The organism is Thermogladius sp. 4427co (genome assembly GCF_051933805.1).
Classification (GTDB): domain Archaea; phylum Thermoproteota; class Thermoprotei_A; order Sulfolobales; family Desulfurococcaceae; genus Thermogladius.
The window spans coordinates 998,939-1,015,412 of record NZ_CP196893.1; the positions used below are offsets into that span (position 1 = coordinate 998,939).

Below are 16,474 nucleotides of genomic sequence, written 5' to 3' on the forward strand. Positions count from 1 at the left end.
ATTAGTTAGATAAGTATGGTTCCAGTTATAAGTTAAATGGTAATACAAATGGAAGACCCTGCGAAGAAATACTTCACGCCTAAAGCTACAGACAGAGATAGGGCTGTTTTCGAAGCCGGACTAGCACTCGGCATGGTAGTACACCAGTTCACGGGCATCCCTATCAAATCAAATAGCGATGTAGAAATTATAGAGAAAGCTATTGAGAAAGCCATCTTATCCCAGCCGTACAGGGTTAATGCAGTCGCCAGGATTTCCAAGAGGTTTAACCATTCCCCTTCGAACCCATATGATTATAGCACTTTGAAGACGAGCGATCTAGATGTTACAGTTGAAGTTAAATACGGTAGGGTCCGGGTTAGAGCCCGTCTAAGATACATTAAGGAGTTGAATTTTAATCTAGGGTATATCGAGGATATTGAGGAGGAATAATGTGAAGAGTATAGCATGGGCGATCACCGGTTCGGGGGTTTACCTATCGGAGTCGATAGGAGTTATCCGCGAGCTAAAGGAGAAGGGTTTCTCTGTAACCATATATGTTTCTAAAGCCGGTGAGGAAGTCCTTAGAATATATGGGTTTCTGGAAGCATTAAGGGAGTTAGGATTTGGACCTTACCCTAATGAGGTTGTTTTCGAGAGAGATGAGGGTTTCAGCTACCCTAGGGCCGGGAGGGTTTACAAAGGTATTTACACGGCCGTAGTAGTTTCGCCGGCTTCATTGAATACCGTAGGTAAAATAGTCGCTGGCATAGCGGACTCTCTTGTAACTAATCTCGTGAGCCACGCTATTAAGGCTAGGGTCCCAGTTTATATTGTTCCATCGGACTTGAAGAAGACAGTGTCTAAAATACCTCTTTTAATAGATAGGGATAAATGCTATAACTGTGACAAATGCATAGCAGCTACTGCGTGCCCGAAAGGGGCTTTGGTGGAAGATGAGTATTTCAAAGTCAGAGTCAACCTGTTGAGATGTGATTTATGCGGTGTGTGTACCTCAGCCTGCCCTTTCAATGCTATTAGACTAAATGTTCCAATAGAAGTATCACCCCACCCCTACTATGTTTCTCTCATCAAGAGCCTGGAGAAAATAGGTGGTATTAAGGTACTCGAACACCCGGTCGAGGTGTTAGATCTCCTGAGAGGTGTTTGATATTGAAGATCCTATTTGTTACAGGTAGGCTTGCCGAAAACACTCTAAGGAACATACTCTCCCAGATAGAAGGGGTTGGGTACGATATTCTAGTAGCGGATATCGATATCGCCGCTTTCATAACAGTCGATCACCTGAGGTCGTTGCTGGAGAGGCATTACGGTTTATTGAAGGAGTTCGAGCTAGTAGTTGTTCCAGGCTTTGTGAGAGGCGACCTATCCCAACTATCCAGGGAACTAGGTGTTAAAATCGTTAAAGGACCCCGTTACGCACAGGATATCCCCCTTTTTATAAAGGCCTTAAAAGACGGCTTCGAATTCTCCCCGCAGCAACCTGCCGACGAACTACTAGGGGTTTATAAAGCAAGTATCGAGAAAGAGCTAGAATCTAAAATAAAAAGTCTAGCGTGGGAGACTAGCCAGTTTATAATCGGTAGCGAAGGATCTAGTAGGCCGGTATCGCGTTTCAAGCCACTTATAGTAGCTGAGATCACGCATGGGACAGAGATGGATTTCGAACATTTGCTTTCAACTGCTAGAAGATTTGTTGAAGAAGGAGCTGATATTATATCGATAGGGGGTAGTATAGATTCGCCGAGGCCTAGAGCAATACGTGAATACGTGCCTAGATTGAAAAGTCTCCTGAATACTCCTATAGCAATCGACGTACCTGACGTTAGTGAGGTAAAGGCTGCTATTGAGGCTGGAGCCGATATGATATTCGCTTCTTCGAAGCAAGTCCTTGAAGAGCTGATTGATCTAAAAGCCTATGATAAGCCTATAGTCATATCCCGGAGCGTACTACCCCGGGAGAAGGCTTCCATAAATGAATTCGATACATTGATAGAGAGTCTTCTATCGAAGGGTTTCAGGAGAATAATTGTAGACCCAGTTCTAAATCCGCCTATAACCGGCTTATTCGAAAGCCTCCTACTATACTGGGAGTTTAAGCGTAGGAGGAGAAATATACCTGTCCTCATGGGTGTTGGGAATGTTACCGAGCTTATTGATGCTGATTGCCACGGTGTTAGCGCTATACTAGCTGCCATAGCTCTAGAGATCGGCGTAGAACTCCTCCTAGAGACGGAAGCGAGCGATAAGAAGAGGGGTTGTATAAGCGATTTAGCCAAGGCTGTGAGACTAGCTTCTATGGCTTATTACGAGAAAAAGCCTCCTAAAGACTACCCTACTACAAACCTCTTATACGTTAAAAACAAGAGGAGCAGGGAGCCTAAAGTGGTATTGCCGGAGAGAGCAGTATATGTTGGGAGAGTCGAACCCCAGAGACTAGACCCCATGGGCTATTTCAGGGTTTTAGTCGATAGGGTGGGAGGGTATATTGTTTTAGAACACTACCGATACAACAGTAAAGAACCCGACGAGGTACTCTACGGTAGAGACCCTGTATCGCTAGGCCGAGAGGCTGTAGCCAGGGGTCTATTATCGTTACTGGATCATGCAGTATACCTCGGCGTGGAATTAGGGAAGGCAGGGATCGCATTGAAGCTCGGGAGAGACTATATTCAAGACCAGGACTTATTCTAATTCTGAGTAAAGCGTAAATACAAGGCACTACTTCATATAAGTGGGTGGTCTCGGTGGAGACATGGTTCTTTTATGCTTTACTAGATGCTTTAATGGCTGCTCTAGCAACAATCTTCGCTAAAATAGGCCTGACAGGAGTCGACTCGATTACTGCTACAGCTCTAAGGTCTGTTGTAATGATGCTATTCTCTATTTTCTTCATGCTAGCAGTCAGAGGGACCGGATACATTCAAACCATATCTCTTAGAGACGTGTTTTTTATCATTATAAGCGGGGTCGCCGGAGCACTATCATGGATCCTCTACTTCCTAGCCCTCCAGAAGGGTCCTACAACACCTGTTGTAGTAGTGGACAAGGCTAGCTTGTTATTTGTGGCTGTATTATCCATCCTCATACTCGGGGAGAGTCTGACGGTTAAAAAAGCAGTCTCGCTAGTGTTGATGTTTACAGCTATACTACTGCTTAGTATCTAGAACTAATCTTCTCTTTCTTCGTACTCTCTTGTTATCACAGGACACCATTTCTCAGGATGCTCTACGCCGTCAGGGCATCCTTTCCCGTGTCTAATAGGCTTTTCTATTCTGCTTAAGAGGACGATCCTGCTTGGAATACTCTCGCTTAAAAGCATGTAGCCTGTTAACTCGCTAAGCTTCTTTGCGATAGCTCTTATCTCCTCGTGTTCAGGCATATTGGCAAGCGTAAGCCTCCCCCTGCTACCGCCGAGGTACATATATGCTTTTACCTCGACATATGTTGGATTACCCTTCTCAATCATCTTTGCGAAATTCTTTAGAGCTTCTTCGTGATCGTTAAAGCCTTTGACGATAGTAATCCTGAATACTGTCGGCGAATTAAAGCTCCTAACCAACTCGAGGGTCTCCTGGAATAGCTCCCAGGCTCTAGGTACGAGGGGTCTATTGAACTCTTCGTAGGACTTCTTATCCCATGCCTCGATACTGATATATAACTGGCTGGGTTCTTCCTCTAAATTCCCTAATACGTCGGGTCTAGTACCGTGTGTTACTAGGAATGTTGTAATACCCCTCTTATGGTACTCTTTAATAAGCTCGCCGAGCCTCGGGTATAGTAGAGGCTCTCCTGTAAGGCTTATTGCTGCATGCTTCGGATTCAGTGCTTCTTCAACCCGTTTCTGGTCGGCTTTAGGATTCCCTTTGAAACCAGCCATTATCTCCCTGTGGACTTTAATACTTTCCTCTACAAGGATCTCTGGATCGTCTACTACAGGAACCCTCGTCTCGTCCCAGTGTAATCCTATATCCTCCGGCTGTATCCTCCAGCAGTGGAGGCACCTGTTCCAGCACCATGCTGCTACAGGCGACATCTGGATACATCTATGGCTTTCTATACCGTACCATAAGCATTTGTAGCAGAACCTGTTTCTTAAAACAGCCTCCTTACTCCAGTGGCATCTTTTTACAACGCCGATCGTCCCTATGAAGTGATAGCCTTGTTTAACCATTCTCTCGTAGATCGCTCTATAAGCAGGGTTACTATTCCAGAACTCCTCCCTCCTCCTTCTAACCTCGCTCCAGTCAATAGATTTCAGCATTGTTAGACCCTCCTAACGTTTGATGTAGCAATAGCCTTATATTAACTTAACCATCTCTGCTTGTAGACGTTTTTATTATGCCAAAATACTAGATATCATAACAGGGTTTTGTGATGAGCGAACCCGTGTCCGAGCTATCCTGCCGTGAGGACGGTTGGCGTTGCTGAGGTGTTAGGCAATGGTTAAAACTGTAATAATGGCTGGCGGTGAAGGGGTTAGGCTTAGACCCCTAACTGTCACAAGACCTAAGCCGATGATCCCTGTCGCTAACATCCCTATGATAACCAGACTGATAGAACACGTAAAATCAACCACTGGGATACTAGATATTGGCGTAACCCTTTACTACCTACCTAATGTGATCATGTCACATTTAAGAGACGGTTCCGAACTCGGGGTTAGAATATACTACTCGATAGAAGAGAAACCGCTGGGTACAGCAGGAGGGGTTAAGAAGATGATCGACGACTATGCCTGGGACGATACGATTATCGTTGTCAGCGGTGACGTGCTAACAAATATTGACTTAGGCGAAGTACTCAAATTCCATTATGAGAACAATTCCGATTTCACAATAGTCGTAAGAAGGGAGAAGGATGTTACGCGTTTCGGTATCGTTGAGCTAGATAGTAGACTAAGGGTTACGAGATTTAAAGAAAAACCTTCTCCAAGCGAGGTCTTCAGCGACCTTATAAATACAGGCATATACGTTATCGAACCACACGTGTTCAAAGCCGTAGGTAGCAGGAAAAACATGGATTTCGCAAACGATTTAATACCGTTTCTAATCCAGAACAACTACCGGCTTTACGGTTTCGTAGCAGACAAATACTACTGGAGCGATATCGGCGATATCGAACAATATAGAGCTACCCACATTGATGTGTTATCTGGTAGTTTAAACCTACCAGGGGGTATAAGAGAAGAGCCTAAGGCTAAGGGTGTCTTCATAGGGAGGAACGCTTCCGTAAAAACAGATAGGATTATACCGCCTGTAATAATCGGTGAAGGGTCTAAGGTTATATCATCTGTCATAGGCCCGTATACAGTGATAGGTAGGAACGTTATTGTCGAAGAGGACAGTGTCATAGAGAATTCGATCGTATTTGACAATGTCTATATAGGCTCCTCTGTGAGAGTCGAAGGAGCGATTATTGGCGAAAAAGCTACAATAGGAGACCATACTGTTATAGGAGAAGGTGCTGTCATTGGAGACGAATCCAGGATTGGACGAGGGTCGCAGGTTAAACCCAGGGTTAAGATCTGGCCCTCGAAGATCATAGACCCATATACTACCGTCTCATCTGATGTCAAATGGGGTATTAGGTGGAGCAGGGTCTTATTCGAGCCATGGGGTCTATCAGGGGTATTCAATATTGATATCACACCAGAGCTATTAGTGAAGCTCGGCCTAACGATAGGCAGTATTCTCAGAGAGAGGAGTACGGTGCTTATCGGTCACGACCTAAGTATGACGAGTCTAGCTGCTGCTAGAGCGGTTGAAGCCGGTATATTAGCGTCAGGTGTAGACGTCAAATACCTGGGTGCTATACCCCTGCCGTTATTAACTTACAGTATTAAGAAGCTGAAGACGCCTCTAGGGGTATACGTTAATAGTGTCCAAGGAGACCACATGAGGCTTAGACTAAAGTTTTTCGAAGAGGATGGAAAGTTCTTAACAAAAAACATGTCTAGGAAGATTGAAGAGATATTCTTTAGAGAGCAGATTAGAAGGTCTGCTGACGTAGAACTAGGGCATTTGACGATAGAACCCGGGCTTGAAAAAGATTATGTAGAGGAATTGTTCAACTATCTTCCTATTGAAGCGAGTAGAATGAGGAATCTTAGGATACTAGTTGACTGTGCCGGTGGAGTAGTATCTAGGATAGTGCCTGAAGTATTCAGTAGGATGGATATTTCAGTCTACTATTCTAATTGTACGGATATGAAAGTACCCAGGCACTTAAGGAAGAATGTTTACGCGAATATATATACTTCTACTGCGAATATAATAAGAGACTCGGGGTTCGACCTAGGTTTTATATTCGACAATGACGGGGACAAGCTGGCATTAGCAACGAGGAGGAGTGGTGTAGTAAGTGGTGACCGGTTGGTAGCTTTAATGGCTGCCATAATGTTGAAGAAGCATCCTGGTGGCCGTATCCTACTGCCTTCAACAATGTCTCAAGGCCTGATTAAATTTGTTGAGGACTTAGGTGGAAAAGTTGAATTAGGGGGCACAGGGCTAATGGGTCTATCGGATCAACTAGACGATAAATACATTATGGCGGCAGACGAAAGAGGCAGTATTATATTCCCCTTCCTACACTTCGGCCCAGATGCTATCTTCACGGCTTTGAGTATTTTAGACTATGCTGTATCTAACGATATCGACGAAACTATTAGTTCAATACCAGAATTCTTCAAACTCAGGAAAGAATTATACTTGCCCTATGAAAAAAGAGCTTTGTTCGCGAGGAAACTAGTCGAAAATGTAGAATTAGAGATTGTAGAATTAGGCGACGGGTTTAAAATATTCTTTGCTGAAACAGGCTGGGCGTACCTAAGGTTTATGAGGTCAGAGCCCGTGGTGGAAATAGTGGTCGAATCATCTACCAAAGAAAGTGCCGAAGTGATTCTAAAAAACATGTTATACCTTGTTAACTCGATAATAGAAAAACTAGAATAGGTTGATAAGGTAAAATAGCAACTATTTTTTCTCAATTAGCAGCAGGTTTCTTGAGGCGATCGCGGCTAGCTGTTTAAGGTCTACATCGCTCTTATACCATATCCCGCCGCTAGCATTCTTCAATAGTTTCGCAGCCCTAGCAACATTCAAGCCCACGTTATAAGCGTCTCTAACAGCCTGCTCGTCTTCTAACGGGTTTACATTATGTGTGTAGGCTATAGCCCACGGCGGTATCAATACCCCCATGCTGTTCATCACGATCATTAGGTATGAAAGAGCCATCATAACACCGCTGTCTGCTCCAACTGCTATAAAGCCTGCTACTTTACCGTCTAAAAGGCTTTTGCCGATATGAAATATCATGTTTTCAAGGCTGGTTAAACGGTCTATGAAGTTCTTCAGCACACCGCTTGGAGCATACCAGTAGACGGGTGTTGCAATTATGAATCCTTCGGACTCAACAAGTTTCCCAGCTATACGGTTGAAATCATCACTATATGCTGGGCAAGGGAAGTAGCATTTCTTAACATCTTCACTAACACATCCTTTACAAGGCTCGATCCGATAATCGTAGAGCCTAACAATCTCAGGGACGCCGCCTCCATCTTCTACTCCTTTCGCAGCTATACTAGCTAATTTTGAAGTAGATCCGTTAGGCCTTGGGCTACCATTAATTATTATTATTTTAACCATACAATCACCTGGGAACCGATTTGCTAAAGAGCCTCCAATGTATGCCTGGTAACCAGGAGTTTTTTTTTTTTGTGTTCTAACTTATTGGGTACAGTGTTTTTAAATATTAACAATCCCGTTTTTAAATTCCCAATGTATAATCTAGAGCCTAAAGGGTTTAATCCAGGTGTTCCTGAAATTGCCACATAAAATAGTATTAGCGGTTCTGGCTTCTAGACTAGGCTATGATGTAGGAGTGAGGATTTCTAGGCATGTAGAGGATGTGTTAAGAGAAAAAGGTCTAAGAGTTGATTATATCGGCGTTGTAACCGATAAGAACCAGTTTATCGAGGCTCGAAATTGTAGGATTGGTGTTTTCATAGTTGCAACGGGCGGTACTGAAGAATTAATTGTTGAAGCAGGGAGAAGGTGCGATAATACGGTACTATTTTATTACGATGGATACAACAGTCTTCCAGCATCCCTCGAGGCAGCGGCGTTTCTCAGAGATATTAGCAGGCGTGTCGAATTGAGAAGATTCAGGGAAGTTCCAGAGATAATCGACTATGCTAGCAGAGTTTCTAGGGTTCTTGACGGTGTTGAGAGATTCAGGAGTTGTAGATATGGTGTTATCGGTGGCCCGAGTAGCTGGCTGGTTTATAGTAGGGTTAACGCTTCATATGTAAGAGAGAAGCTAGGGATAGAACTAGTAGATATTCCGATGGAAGAACTAATTGAGGAATTCAGTAAGGCGAGCCCCCATGAGGTGCTAGATTTTTCGTCTAGAGCTGTTAGCGTTGATGTTAGTGCCGAAGATTTAAATAAGGCATTGAAACTCCATAGTGCGCTGGAAAACTTGATTAGAAAGTATAATTTATGCGGCTTAACCGTAAGATGCTTCGATCTAATAACAACGATTAGAACAACAGCCTGCCTGTCTATGGCACTACTTAATACAAGACTAGTGCCTTCGGCGTGCGAAGGGGATGTCCCGCTACTTATTTCAATGGCACTAGGAGAATTTATCGCTCATCAGCCAGTTTTCATGGGGAACCCTGTTGTAGTAACAGAGAGACAGCTGCTGCTAGCGCACTGTACTTCACCTTTAGTATCTAGGTTCAGGTTAACGACACACTTCGAGTCCGGTATCGGCGTAGGCGTTAGCGTCGAATACCCAGAGGACTCTCCCGCGACAGTTTTCAGGGTCGACCCGAAGCTTCTAGTCCTAAGGATAGGCTTAGGCAGAGTAAGAAAATGGAATTGGAGGAGCGATATGTGTAGGACACAGGTTCTCCTAGAGCTAGAGGGCGCGTATAAAATCGTGGAGGAAAGTATTGGAAACCACTATGCCCTAGTACTCGGCGACTGGCTCGAAGATTTAAGGATAGCCGGAGAGCTCCTGGGTCTTAGAATAGACTATATAAACAAATACTAGAGAGCTACATCCACACAATGAGTATACAGGCTAGCACGCCTAGACCGGTTAGTATTTTAATAATACTGATAGACTGCCCGAAAACGAGGTAGGCTAGGACTCCTGCTCCAATAGGCTCTGACAATACTATGCTCGCAACCTTATGCGATCTATATTTGCCAATAAGGTAGTTCATCAAAGTATGACCCCCTATCATTGGAACAACTGCCATCGAAACTACTACCATCAGCGAGAATAGATTAACAGGCGTTTGTAACCCTCCTTTGGAAAGAGTATATATCAGAGAAGTGATCGATGCCGAGGCGTAAGTCGGGATGACGTAGTTGAAGACATCAGACTTGAGATTATACCTGATGTATCGTCCGAGCAGGAAATATAGGGCTACCATAAAGCTAGAGATTATCGCATAAGCATCTCCTGTAGAAAGCTTGATGCTTCCATCGCCTAAGAAAATATATAAGAGCAGTAAGGCGGCAGATATCGCTACTAGACTCTTAGGCTCGATACGTGTTTTGAAAATCAACCTCTCGAGAAAAACGAGTATGAGCGGATAGGTGTCAACTAGCAGAGTGCTTTCGAACACGGGGATTAGGAAGAGGCTCTCCATCCAGAGTATGAAATGGAAGCCGAGGAATAGTCCGGAGAGAAGAGATGCTAGCAATATCTTCCTATCTCTGAAACCGATCCTTTTACGGCTTACAAGGTATAAAATTAAGGAAGATAGTGAAAGTCTCCAGAATGCTGAGGACCCGGCGTTTAAACCCGATAACAGTACTAGAATACTCGCAACCGATATAGAAAGAGATATTATGAGGATGTAGATAGCTGTCTCCAGCTTCCCCAAGAACCCCATAACTCTCAGCAGACCCCGCTTTTATATAGAGTCCTCCAAGCATCCTGGATTTATCATAGTACTAGTTTAATTACCTGATACACACCTCTACTTTTCTACCCAGCAGACGTGACATACCATGCTATACGTTGTTTTTAACAATACTGCATGCCCTTCTCACAATACCGGTTGTACTATATAGTTCATTGCCAATCCTCTCATTCAATTTAACTATGCTAACCCCTCTAATACCCCGAGCCTCTAATTGCTTCTTTAATTCGTCAGGGGATATCCATTGGTCGGGCCCAAGCAATATGATATCCGGTTTTAATTCTTCAACCGGTTTTAGGAAATCTTTCTCATCACCTAAGATGGCTCTATAGACGTATTTCAGAGCCTCGATCACTTTAAGCCTCTGCTCCTCAGGTACAATAGGGTCTCTTCCTTTAAATCTCCTTATGCTTGCGTCTCTGGACACGACAACGTATACCCTCCCCATCTTCCAAGCCTCTTCTAGGATGTGTAGGTGTCCTGGATGAAGGATTTCGAACGAGCCAGCTACGAAAACCTTCGGTCTACTAATAAGTTTCGAGAGAGGCTCCCATTCGAAATCTATTTTCCCAATCCTCTTAAGCGCGTCTAGTAGTCCCTCGGCATAGGCTATGCAAGCTAGGCTGGTGAAGTAATCGCCTTTATCAATATAGTATTTAGCATCATCCATGTAAGCTCTAGCTAGTTCTACCAACTCTCTGCTTTTCGAGTCTAATTCTACTCCGCTAATAAGGCTCAATGCCTTCTCGACATTACTAATATACGCCCTGATCTTCTCCTCCAACAGCTACACCAGAGATTATATCTCATAATATTCTAGATTAAACCGTGATTCTAATGATAACCAGGTAATACTAACGGGTCATGTTTATAAACTGTTATAATATAACGTAGTCGTTGAAGGAGTGTTTACCTTCCCCTGAGAGGGAGAAAGCAAAGAAATGTCAGATAGTGGGTGGGAAATAGAATTAAGTAGGGAATTATACGGTATAAACCACTATATAAGGCGTAATTTCATAGATATTGACGATGAAGGCTTCCTAGTAATAAAATTGAAAGGTGATCGACTTAGAATAGTTGATCTAATGAAGAAATACGGTTTGACGAACGCGTATATTAGGATCATACCTGTTATCCGCTGGATAATGGATCAGGTCGTTAAAGAATTTCAGGTCGCAAGCACGAAATATTCTTACAGAGGGAGATTAATACCAGTATATCCGCTGAAAGTCAACGCTCACCCTCTAGTTGTTAGAACTATATGGGAGCATGGAAGAAAGTATAATTGGGGATTTGAAATCGGTACTCTCCAGGAGCTAGAGAGCGTGAAAGATATCCTACACGAAGAAAACCGTGTGCTCGTCCTAGACGGCTTTAAGACATCCGAAGAGCTAGAGAGCTTGAAGAAGCTTTCCGAGAAAGGGTGGAGGATAATAGTAACCTTAGAAAGCGATAGGGAGATCGAGTTAGCAAGTAAGTACATCGACGTTTTCGAACTAGGGCTGAGAATTAAACTCATGGCTAAGACAGGTAGCAAATGGAGTCTTTCTACAGGTTTCTCATCGAAATTCGGTATGACGCTTAACCACCTTCTCCGCGTATTGAAAGACTATCCGTTTTTGAGAAAGACTGTGACAACAATACACGTCCACGGTGGCTCTCAAATATATGATTCGAAAGCCTTGGCTAAAGTAGTTCAGGAAGCCGCCAGGCTAGTCGAAGATTTGAAAGATTATGGTTTCGAGAATCTCAAGGCAGTAGACCTGGGAGGAGGTCTTGCATACCCGTATCTAGACATACGTGATGCAATGCCTGAATCACCAGATTATACTATTAGCGAATACTTTAACATAGTGCTAAACGCGTTGAGTAAGACAAGCCTTCAACCTGACTTGTTGTTCGAGAACGGGAGGATTATAACGAGTGCTCATAGGATTGTTGTTTCTAAAGTGCTCGAGGTTAGAGAATACGGGGCTGAGGAATCTGATGAAAGCCTCGACCTGGACTTCATAGAGAAGACAAGCGACCTACGTGAGCTAGAGAAGAAGCTGGCTGAGTTCAGGGAGGTAATGTCTAAGATAGAGATGAGGACTGGGTGGGATCTAAGAGCTAAGAATATCATCGAGTCTACTAAAGCTAAATTAACGAATATTGTAACATTGAAAGTAGCTGAAACGGTATCTAAAAACGAGGTTTCACTAGCCGACATAGTGAAATATCCGTTGATCTTCAAGATCATCACATCACCTAGTAAGAGATATATCGTGGCATACAGCTTATTCGCGGATATCCCGGATAAGGTTGTTGTAAACCAATATTTCCAAGTAGCCCCTGCTCAGAGGTTGAACGAGAAGCCTGATGTACTAGCCTCTCTAAGCGACCTCACATGTGATAGCATGGGCGAGTTCAGGGAGTTCATCTCCTATGTCAGAAGCAGTAGAGATCCAAAGACTATTTTCGCAAACGTAGACTACAGGTTGCTAGCTGTCCCAGGCCAGAAAATCAAACTAGGAGGTATCCCACTACATTTGCCTTCTAAAGGGGAAGACTATTACATAGTTATACTAGATACTGGAGCGTACCAGGACGCGCTCTCTATGAAGCATAATTTAATAAGCGAACCACCTGAGATCATTATTGACGAAGTCGATGGTGAAATAAAAATCGAATGCTACAGATGCGAGTCGAAAGGTTATATTAGGTAGGAATACTATCTTATTATTCTATAAACTCTAGGCTTCTTTATCCCCTCCCGATGTAGTATCCAATGAAATAACCGGCTCCAATAATTCCAAGCGCTAGTGCTAAATACCCTAGTGTCCTACCTGCCTCTGGGAACGGCGACAATAACGCGATAGCTGACAGAATAATGAAAAAGCTTAAGGCGAGAACTGTTATCGCTACAGCCGTGTCCGGTCTTACTCCTTCATGAATTAGCGTTCTATGTAGAGTCTGGAGGATTGTCAAACCGCTTAATAGAATCGCCACCCCGATAGCCGTTGTCATGATCAGTGTAGCATCGATTCCTATAGAGTTAAGCGCGATTGTTATGAAAGCTATAAGTATCAACGAGAATAATAAGAATTCTATCATGTTGGCTGGAACCAATGTTTCCAGGTTGATAGCTGAGAGTCTGCTCCTGAAGTATGTTGCAACCATTAAACCGACTAATGATAATGTTATAGCGACTACTATTCTCACGATGATATCAGATATGTTTGCTAAAGCCGGGTACATCGGGATAGCGGAATAGATACTGGTAGAGAATGAGAGGAGTGTTACCAGCATTTTAACCGTGAGATCTGTTGCTTTCCTAAGATCGTTTTTCAAATCAGCAAACCTTATTATGCTCTCAGATATGATAACTGAGAGGAAAGCCCCGATGAACGTTACGAAAGTAATTAAAATAATCAAAGGGAGATAGGTGGCATAGTACTCGAGAACAACGTTACCTCCCCCAGCAATCTCGATACTAAGTCCTGCCACAGGCACTGATACGAGAGCAAGTATTATGAACAGTAATACCTGGATTAGGGAAGCATACTTTGATACAATGCTAACTATATGATACGAGATCGCTATATAGCCTACAACAAGTATGGTAAATAGGATAGACGCTACTAGCAATCCTACTAGAACCCTCCCCAATGAAACGAGGATGCTCTCGCTCTCTAGGACTATCGGATGATAGCTCCCTGAAGAGACTAGCCCATAGTATAGGCTATACACTAGGATTACAGAGAAAAGCAGCCAGCCAATTAACCTGCCTATGCTCACCTGTTGCTCTATCATCCTCTGTATAGCAGGGTATCTTCTAAGCCTCCATCTAATGTAGAAATCTATGGAGTAGGATACGAGGGTTTTAAGAGCATACGCTATTAGATAGCCTATTAGCACTATAGTAATGAAAATAAGAAAGTTGGGAAGATAGCTTACAACCCTGTTGAAAATAGCTGATATATATGAATAAAACTGTTCGAGTATTGTCGAAGGCATATCTTCCACTCGGGTAAATCTAAATCAGGAAGGGAATTTAAAAAGTAGATCTCTATCTTTAGTGGATTGCTGCTTTATAACGGGTATGTTTTCAGCCCATATCCTACAAGTGCCTTCGGAACTCACCATGCACGGGCCATAAGGATTGTTTGGCTTACAGGTCTTCATGAACAACGGGCAATCTAAAGGCGTGGCAAGGCCAAGTGTTACCTCGGGGCATTTGCAACCGGGAAGCCTATCGTCTACTATTTTCTCTTCGAGGCCTAGCCGTTCGAATAAATCGTATTTTCTGAAATCGCTTCTATGCTTAGCACCGCTACCAGGTATAACGCCTATACCCCTCCAGTAGGCGTCGACTCTCTCGTAGACTCTCGAAATAGCTTTTAGAGCGCTTATATTCCCCTCTGCTTTAACTACTCTAACATACTCGTTTACAACCCTAGGTTTCTTGTCTCTTAACATCTTCAGTATGAGAAGGATAGCGGTTAGAACGTCAAGTGGTTCAAAACCGGCTACTACAGTTGGAATACTATATTCCTCTGCTAGGAAAGACCAGCTCCTCCACCCAATGACCGAGGATACATGCCCTGGGGCTATGACACCATCAATCCTAGCCTCAGGATGTTCGTCTAATAGGAATTTCATTACCGGAGGCGTATACCTATATGCTGATAATATCATGAGGTTATCCGGGATATTACTAGTGCTCAAGGGTATAGCAGTCGAAGGCATTGTCGTCTCGAAACCTACGGCGAAAAAGATGAAACTCTCATTCCTATTTTTCAAAGCCCTAGAGATAGCATCGTAGAAACTATATACAACACTAACCCTACCACCATTCATTCTCGCTTCGTATAGACTCTTAGGGAACCTTGGTTTCGAACCAGGGAGCTTGAAACTATCACCGTAGGTAAGGATATGATACCCTTCCATGCTTAATTTAACGAGTAGGTCGACATAGTAGCCAGGCGTAATACATACAGGGCAGCCCGGGCCCGCTATTAGTTTTATATTCTCAGGCATCACACTCCTAATACCGTAGTGTGTAATAGTCCACTCATGTGTCCCGCAGAAATTCATAATCCTAATCTCTCGCCCGATTTTCTGTGCCTCGTAATGTATTCTCTCGATGATTTCACCAGCTAGGTGAGACCTCTCGTAGAGGTTTTTAATAATATTCTCCACGTCATCCCACCATTGGTAAACCTATTGGAACGAGAACTCTTTCACCCGGTTCAAATCGTTTATAGTATCGAGGTCTAGGAGTATAGAAGGATATGGTAGTTCGATCTCTCTTACTTCATACCTGTATTTTTCAACCAGTCCTTTCAGCCCCCTGCTTTCTTCACTTATTGAAAGAATCTCTTGGACTAGGCTAGCAGAGAAGAGTATTGGATGCCCTCTCCTATTATTATAAGTCGGTACAATAATTCTCCAGTTAAACATTTCGAACTTATCTATTAATAGGTCGTATACGATACTCGGTATCCAGGCGGCATCGCCTGGGGTAATTAGCAGGGCTTTCAAATCCTTAAGTAATTCGAGCGCTGCCGAAACCCCTACTTTGATACTGGAACTCATCCCTTCGGCAAAGTTCTTGTTTTCCACTATGAGAATCCTCCTCCCGATCTCTGTGCTGAAATAGTTTTTTATTTCATTAATAATCTTTTCCTTCATAAACCCAACAATAACCATTATTTTGTCTACTCTAGATGAAAAAGCCGATTCAATAGTTTTCACGATAACAGGCTCTGTGCCCAGCCTATACAAAAGTTTATTACCCGGGAACCTCCTGCTCTCGCCGGCCGCAGTTATTATAGCTAGGTACATTATTCTCCTCCACGGGACCCTCCACGGCTACTACTATACTCTTGTACCATAGATCAATTTTAGTAAGACGCCTACGTCTTCGCATACATCGGTTATCGACTCGAGATCGTCTACGAGATCGGGTAATATAATACACTTCGCTTGTATTTCAGCTATACACTCCTTATATAATTCTTCGAGAAGCTTCAGCCTCATATCGTCTACCCGTTTCTCTTTCTCGTCGACTTCTACTAGCCTATTCAACGCTTCTAGATCCCCTTCGTTAAGTGATTTGATAACAGTGATAAGCTTACCTACAGCTTCTACAGATTCCTCAATAATCTTACTAATCAGTCTCGTGTAGGTTTCGCCTAATTCCAACCCGCCTTTAGTGTATGTAACTATTCGTTTAGAAGCCGATTTACTATAGCCGGCAATATCGTCTATCAAGGTGATTACCTTGAGGAGGTCTTCTCTATCCAACGGGTGTAGATAAGCTAGCCTGAGCTCTCTAACAATCTCTCTTTTCAAATCATCAGCTTCATGCTCTAGCTTGTAGATCTTCTCGAACAATTGGTCTATCCTATCCTTTTCACTGATTGAAGCTCTGAATAGCTCGTTCAAGGCTTCGACAGTTTCTAGGACTTTGCTAGCGTGTTCTAGCATCTTGGCTTTAATAACATCGATTTTCCTCATAGACTTCTCGTGCTTGTCCAAGCTACCCTA

15 protein-coding genes are annotated in these 16,474 nt (G+C 43.3%); 7 read left to right on the top strand and 8 right to left on the bottom strand.

What is annotated here, in order from left to right; translation table 11 throughout:
- Nucleotides 1–48 precede the first annotated feature (48 nt).
- Genes ACSU1N_RS05705 through ACSU1N_RS05720 form a run of 4 tightly spaced genes read left to right on the top strand, consistent with a single transcriptional unit; the run spans nt 49 to nt 3,167 of the window.
- Nucleotides 49–432 carry a dihydroneopterin aldolase family protein gene (locus ACSU1N_RS05705; RefSeq protein WP_440059281.1) on the top strand — a complete coding sequence of 128 codons (384 nt, stop codon included), beginning with the start codon at nt 49–51 and terminating at the stop codon, nt 430–432.
- 1 nt (nt 433) lies between these two features.
- Complete coding sequence (locus ACSU1N_RS05710; protein ID WP_440059282.1) at nt 434–1,150, top strand: flavoprotein; 717 nt, start codon at nt 434–436, stop codon at nt 1,148–1,150.
- 2 nt (nt 1,151–1,152) lie between these two features.
- Nucleotides 1,153–2,694 (top strand): dihydropteroate synthase-like protein, encoded by a 1,542-nt coding sequence (locus ACSU1N_RS05715; protein WP_440059283.1) that lies wholly within the window; start codon nt 1,153–1,155, stop codon nt 2,692–2,694.
- A gap of 53 nt (nt 2,695–2,747) precedes the next feature.
- The gene (locus ACSU1N_RS05720; protein ID WP_440059284.1) at nt 2,748–3,167 is read left to right on the top strand and encodes an EamA family transporter; all 420 of its coding nucleotides are present in this window, start codon (nt 2,748–2,750) and stop codon (nt 3,165–3,167) included.
- A 2-nt stretch (nt 3,168–3,169) separates the two neighbouring features.
- On the opposite strand, the gene twy1 is transcribed toward ACSU1N_RS05720, so the two are convergent.
- Complete coding sequence (gene twy1, locus ACSU1N_RS05725) at nt 3,170–4,264, bottom strand: 4-demethylwyosine synthase TYW1 (protein WP_440059285.1); 1,095 nt, start codon at nt 4,262–4,264, stop codon at nt 3,170–3,172.
- 178 nt (nt 4,265–4,442) lie between these two features.
- Between twy1 and ACSU1N_RS05730 the strand changes: the two genes are divergently transcribed.
- Nucleotides 4,443–6,953 carry a sugar phosphate nucleotidyltransferase gene (locus ACSU1N_RS05730; RefSeq protein WP_440059286.1) on the top strand — a complete coding sequence of 837 codons (2,511 nt, stop codon included), beginning with the start codon at nt 4,443–4,445 and terminating at the stop codon, nt 6,951–6,953.
- Between the two features lie 21 nt (nt 6,954–6,974).
- Here the strand turns inward: ACSU1N_RS05730 and ACSU1N_RS05735 are convergent, their stop codons facing one another.
- Nucleotides 6,975–7,646: a flavodoxin family protein gene (locus ACSU1N_RS05735; protein WP_440059287.1), complete on the bottom strand. Its 672-nt coding sequence runs from the start codon at nt 7,644–7,646 to the stop codon at nt 6,975–6,977.
- A gap of 178 nt (nt 7,647–7,824) precedes the next feature.
- Between ACSU1N_RS05735 and ACSU1N_RS05740 the strand changes: the two genes are divergently transcribed.
- Nucleotides 7,825–9,060, top strand: a complete 1,236-nt coding sequence (locus ACSU1N_RS05740) for a hypothetical protein (RefSeq protein WP_440059288.1) — start codon at nt 7,825–7,827, stop codon at nt 9,058–9,060.
- A gap of 4 nt (nt 9,061–9,064) precedes the next feature.
- Here ACSU1N_RS05740 and ACSU1N_RS05745 read toward each other — a convergent pair whose 3' ends face one another.
- Nucleotides 9,065–9,904, bottom strand: a complete 840-nt coding sequence (locus tag ACSU1N_RS05745; protein ID WP_440059289.1) for a DMT family transporter — start codon at nt 9,902–9,904, stop codon at nt 9,065–9,067.
- A gap of 130 nt (nt 9,905–10,034) precedes the next feature.
- On the bottom strand, nt 10,035–10,727 hold the full coding sequence (locus ACSU1N_RS05750) for a DUF357 domain-containing protein (RefSeq protein WP_440059290.1): 693 nt from the start codon (nt 10,725–10,727) through the stop codon (nt 10,035–10,037).
- Nucleotides 10,728–10,884: 157 nt separating this feature from the next.
- On the opposite strand from ACSU1N_RS05750, the gene ACSU1N_RS05755 reads away from it, so the two are divergent.
- Nucleotides 10,885–12,648: a decarboxylase gene (locus ACSU1N_RS05755; RefSeq protein ID WP_440059291.1), complete on the top strand. Its 1,764-nt coding sequence runs from the start codon at nt 10,885–10,887 to the stop codon at nt 12,646–12,648.
- Nucleotides 12,649–12,685: 37 nt separating this feature from the next.
- Here the strand turns inward: ACSU1N_RS05755 and ACSU1N_RS05760 are convergent, their stop codons facing one another.
- From ACSU1N_RS05760 to ACSU1N_RS05775, 4 genes are read right to left on the bottom strand one after another with little or no spacing between them, the layout of a single operon-like run.
- Nucleotides 12,686–13,939 carry a mechanosensitive ion channel family protein gene (locus ACSU1N_RS05760; RefSeq protein ID WP_440060291.1) on the bottom strand — a complete coding sequence of 418 codons (1,254 nt, stop codon included), beginning with the start codon at nt 13,937–13,939 and terminating at the stop codon, nt 12,686–12,688.
- A gap of 24 nt (nt 13,940–13,963) precedes the next feature.
- Nucleotides 13,964–15,124 carry a hydrogenase formation protein HypD gene (gene hypD / locus ACSU1N_RS05765; RefSeq protein ID WP_440059292.1) on the bottom strand — a complete coding sequence of 387 codons (1,161 nt, stop codon included), beginning with the start codon at nt 15,122–15,124 and terminating at the stop codon, nt 13,964–13,966.
- A 21-nt stretch (nt 15,125–15,145) separates the two neighbouring features.
- On the bottom strand, nt 15,146–15,769 hold the full coding sequence (locus tag ACSU1N_RS05770) for a nucleotidyltransferase family protein (RefSeq protein WP_440059293.1): 624 nt from the start codon (nt 15,767–15,769) through the stop codon (nt 15,146–15,148).
- Nucleotides 15,770–15,802: 33 nt separating this feature from the next.
- The gene (locus tag ACSU1N_RS05775) at nt 15,803–16,465 is read right to left on the bottom strand and encodes a DUF47 domain-containing protein (protein ID WP_440059294.1); all 663 of its coding nucleotides are present in this window, start codon (nt 16,463–16,465) and stop codon (nt 15,803–15,805) included.
- Nucleotides 16,466–16,474: the final 9 nt, after the last annotated feature.

Bases quoted from the DNA above. Each gene is read 5' to 3' on its own strand.
- ACSU1N_RS05735 (WP_440059287.1), bottom strand. From the start codon at position 7,646: ATGGTTAAAATAATAATAATTAATGGTAGCCCAAGGCCTAACGGATCT.
- ACSU1N_RS05730 (WP_440059286.1), top strand. From the start codon at position 4,443: ATGGTTAAAACTGTAATAATGGCTGGCGGTGAAGGGGTTAGGCTTAGA.
- twy1 (WP_440059285.1), bottom strand. From the start codon at position 4,264: ATGCTGAAATCTATTGACTGGAGCGAGGTTAGAAGGAGGAGGGAGGAG.
- ACSU1N_RS05770 (WP_440059293.1), bottom strand. From the start codon at position 15,769: ATGTACCTAGCTATAATAACTGCGGCCGGCGAGAGCAGGAGGTTCCCG.
- ACSU1N_RS05705 (WP_440059281.1), top strand. From the start codon at position 49: ATGGAAGACCCTGCGAAGAAATACTTCACGCCTAAAGCTACAGACAGA.
- ACSU1N_RS05760 (WP_440060291.1), bottom strand. From the start codon at position 13,939: ATGCCTTCGACAATACTCGAACAGTTTTATTCATATATATCAGCTATT.
- ACSU1N_RS05755 (WP_440059291.1), top strand. From the start codon at position 10,885: ATGTCAGATAGTGGGTGGGAAATAGAATTAAGTAGGGAATTATACGGT.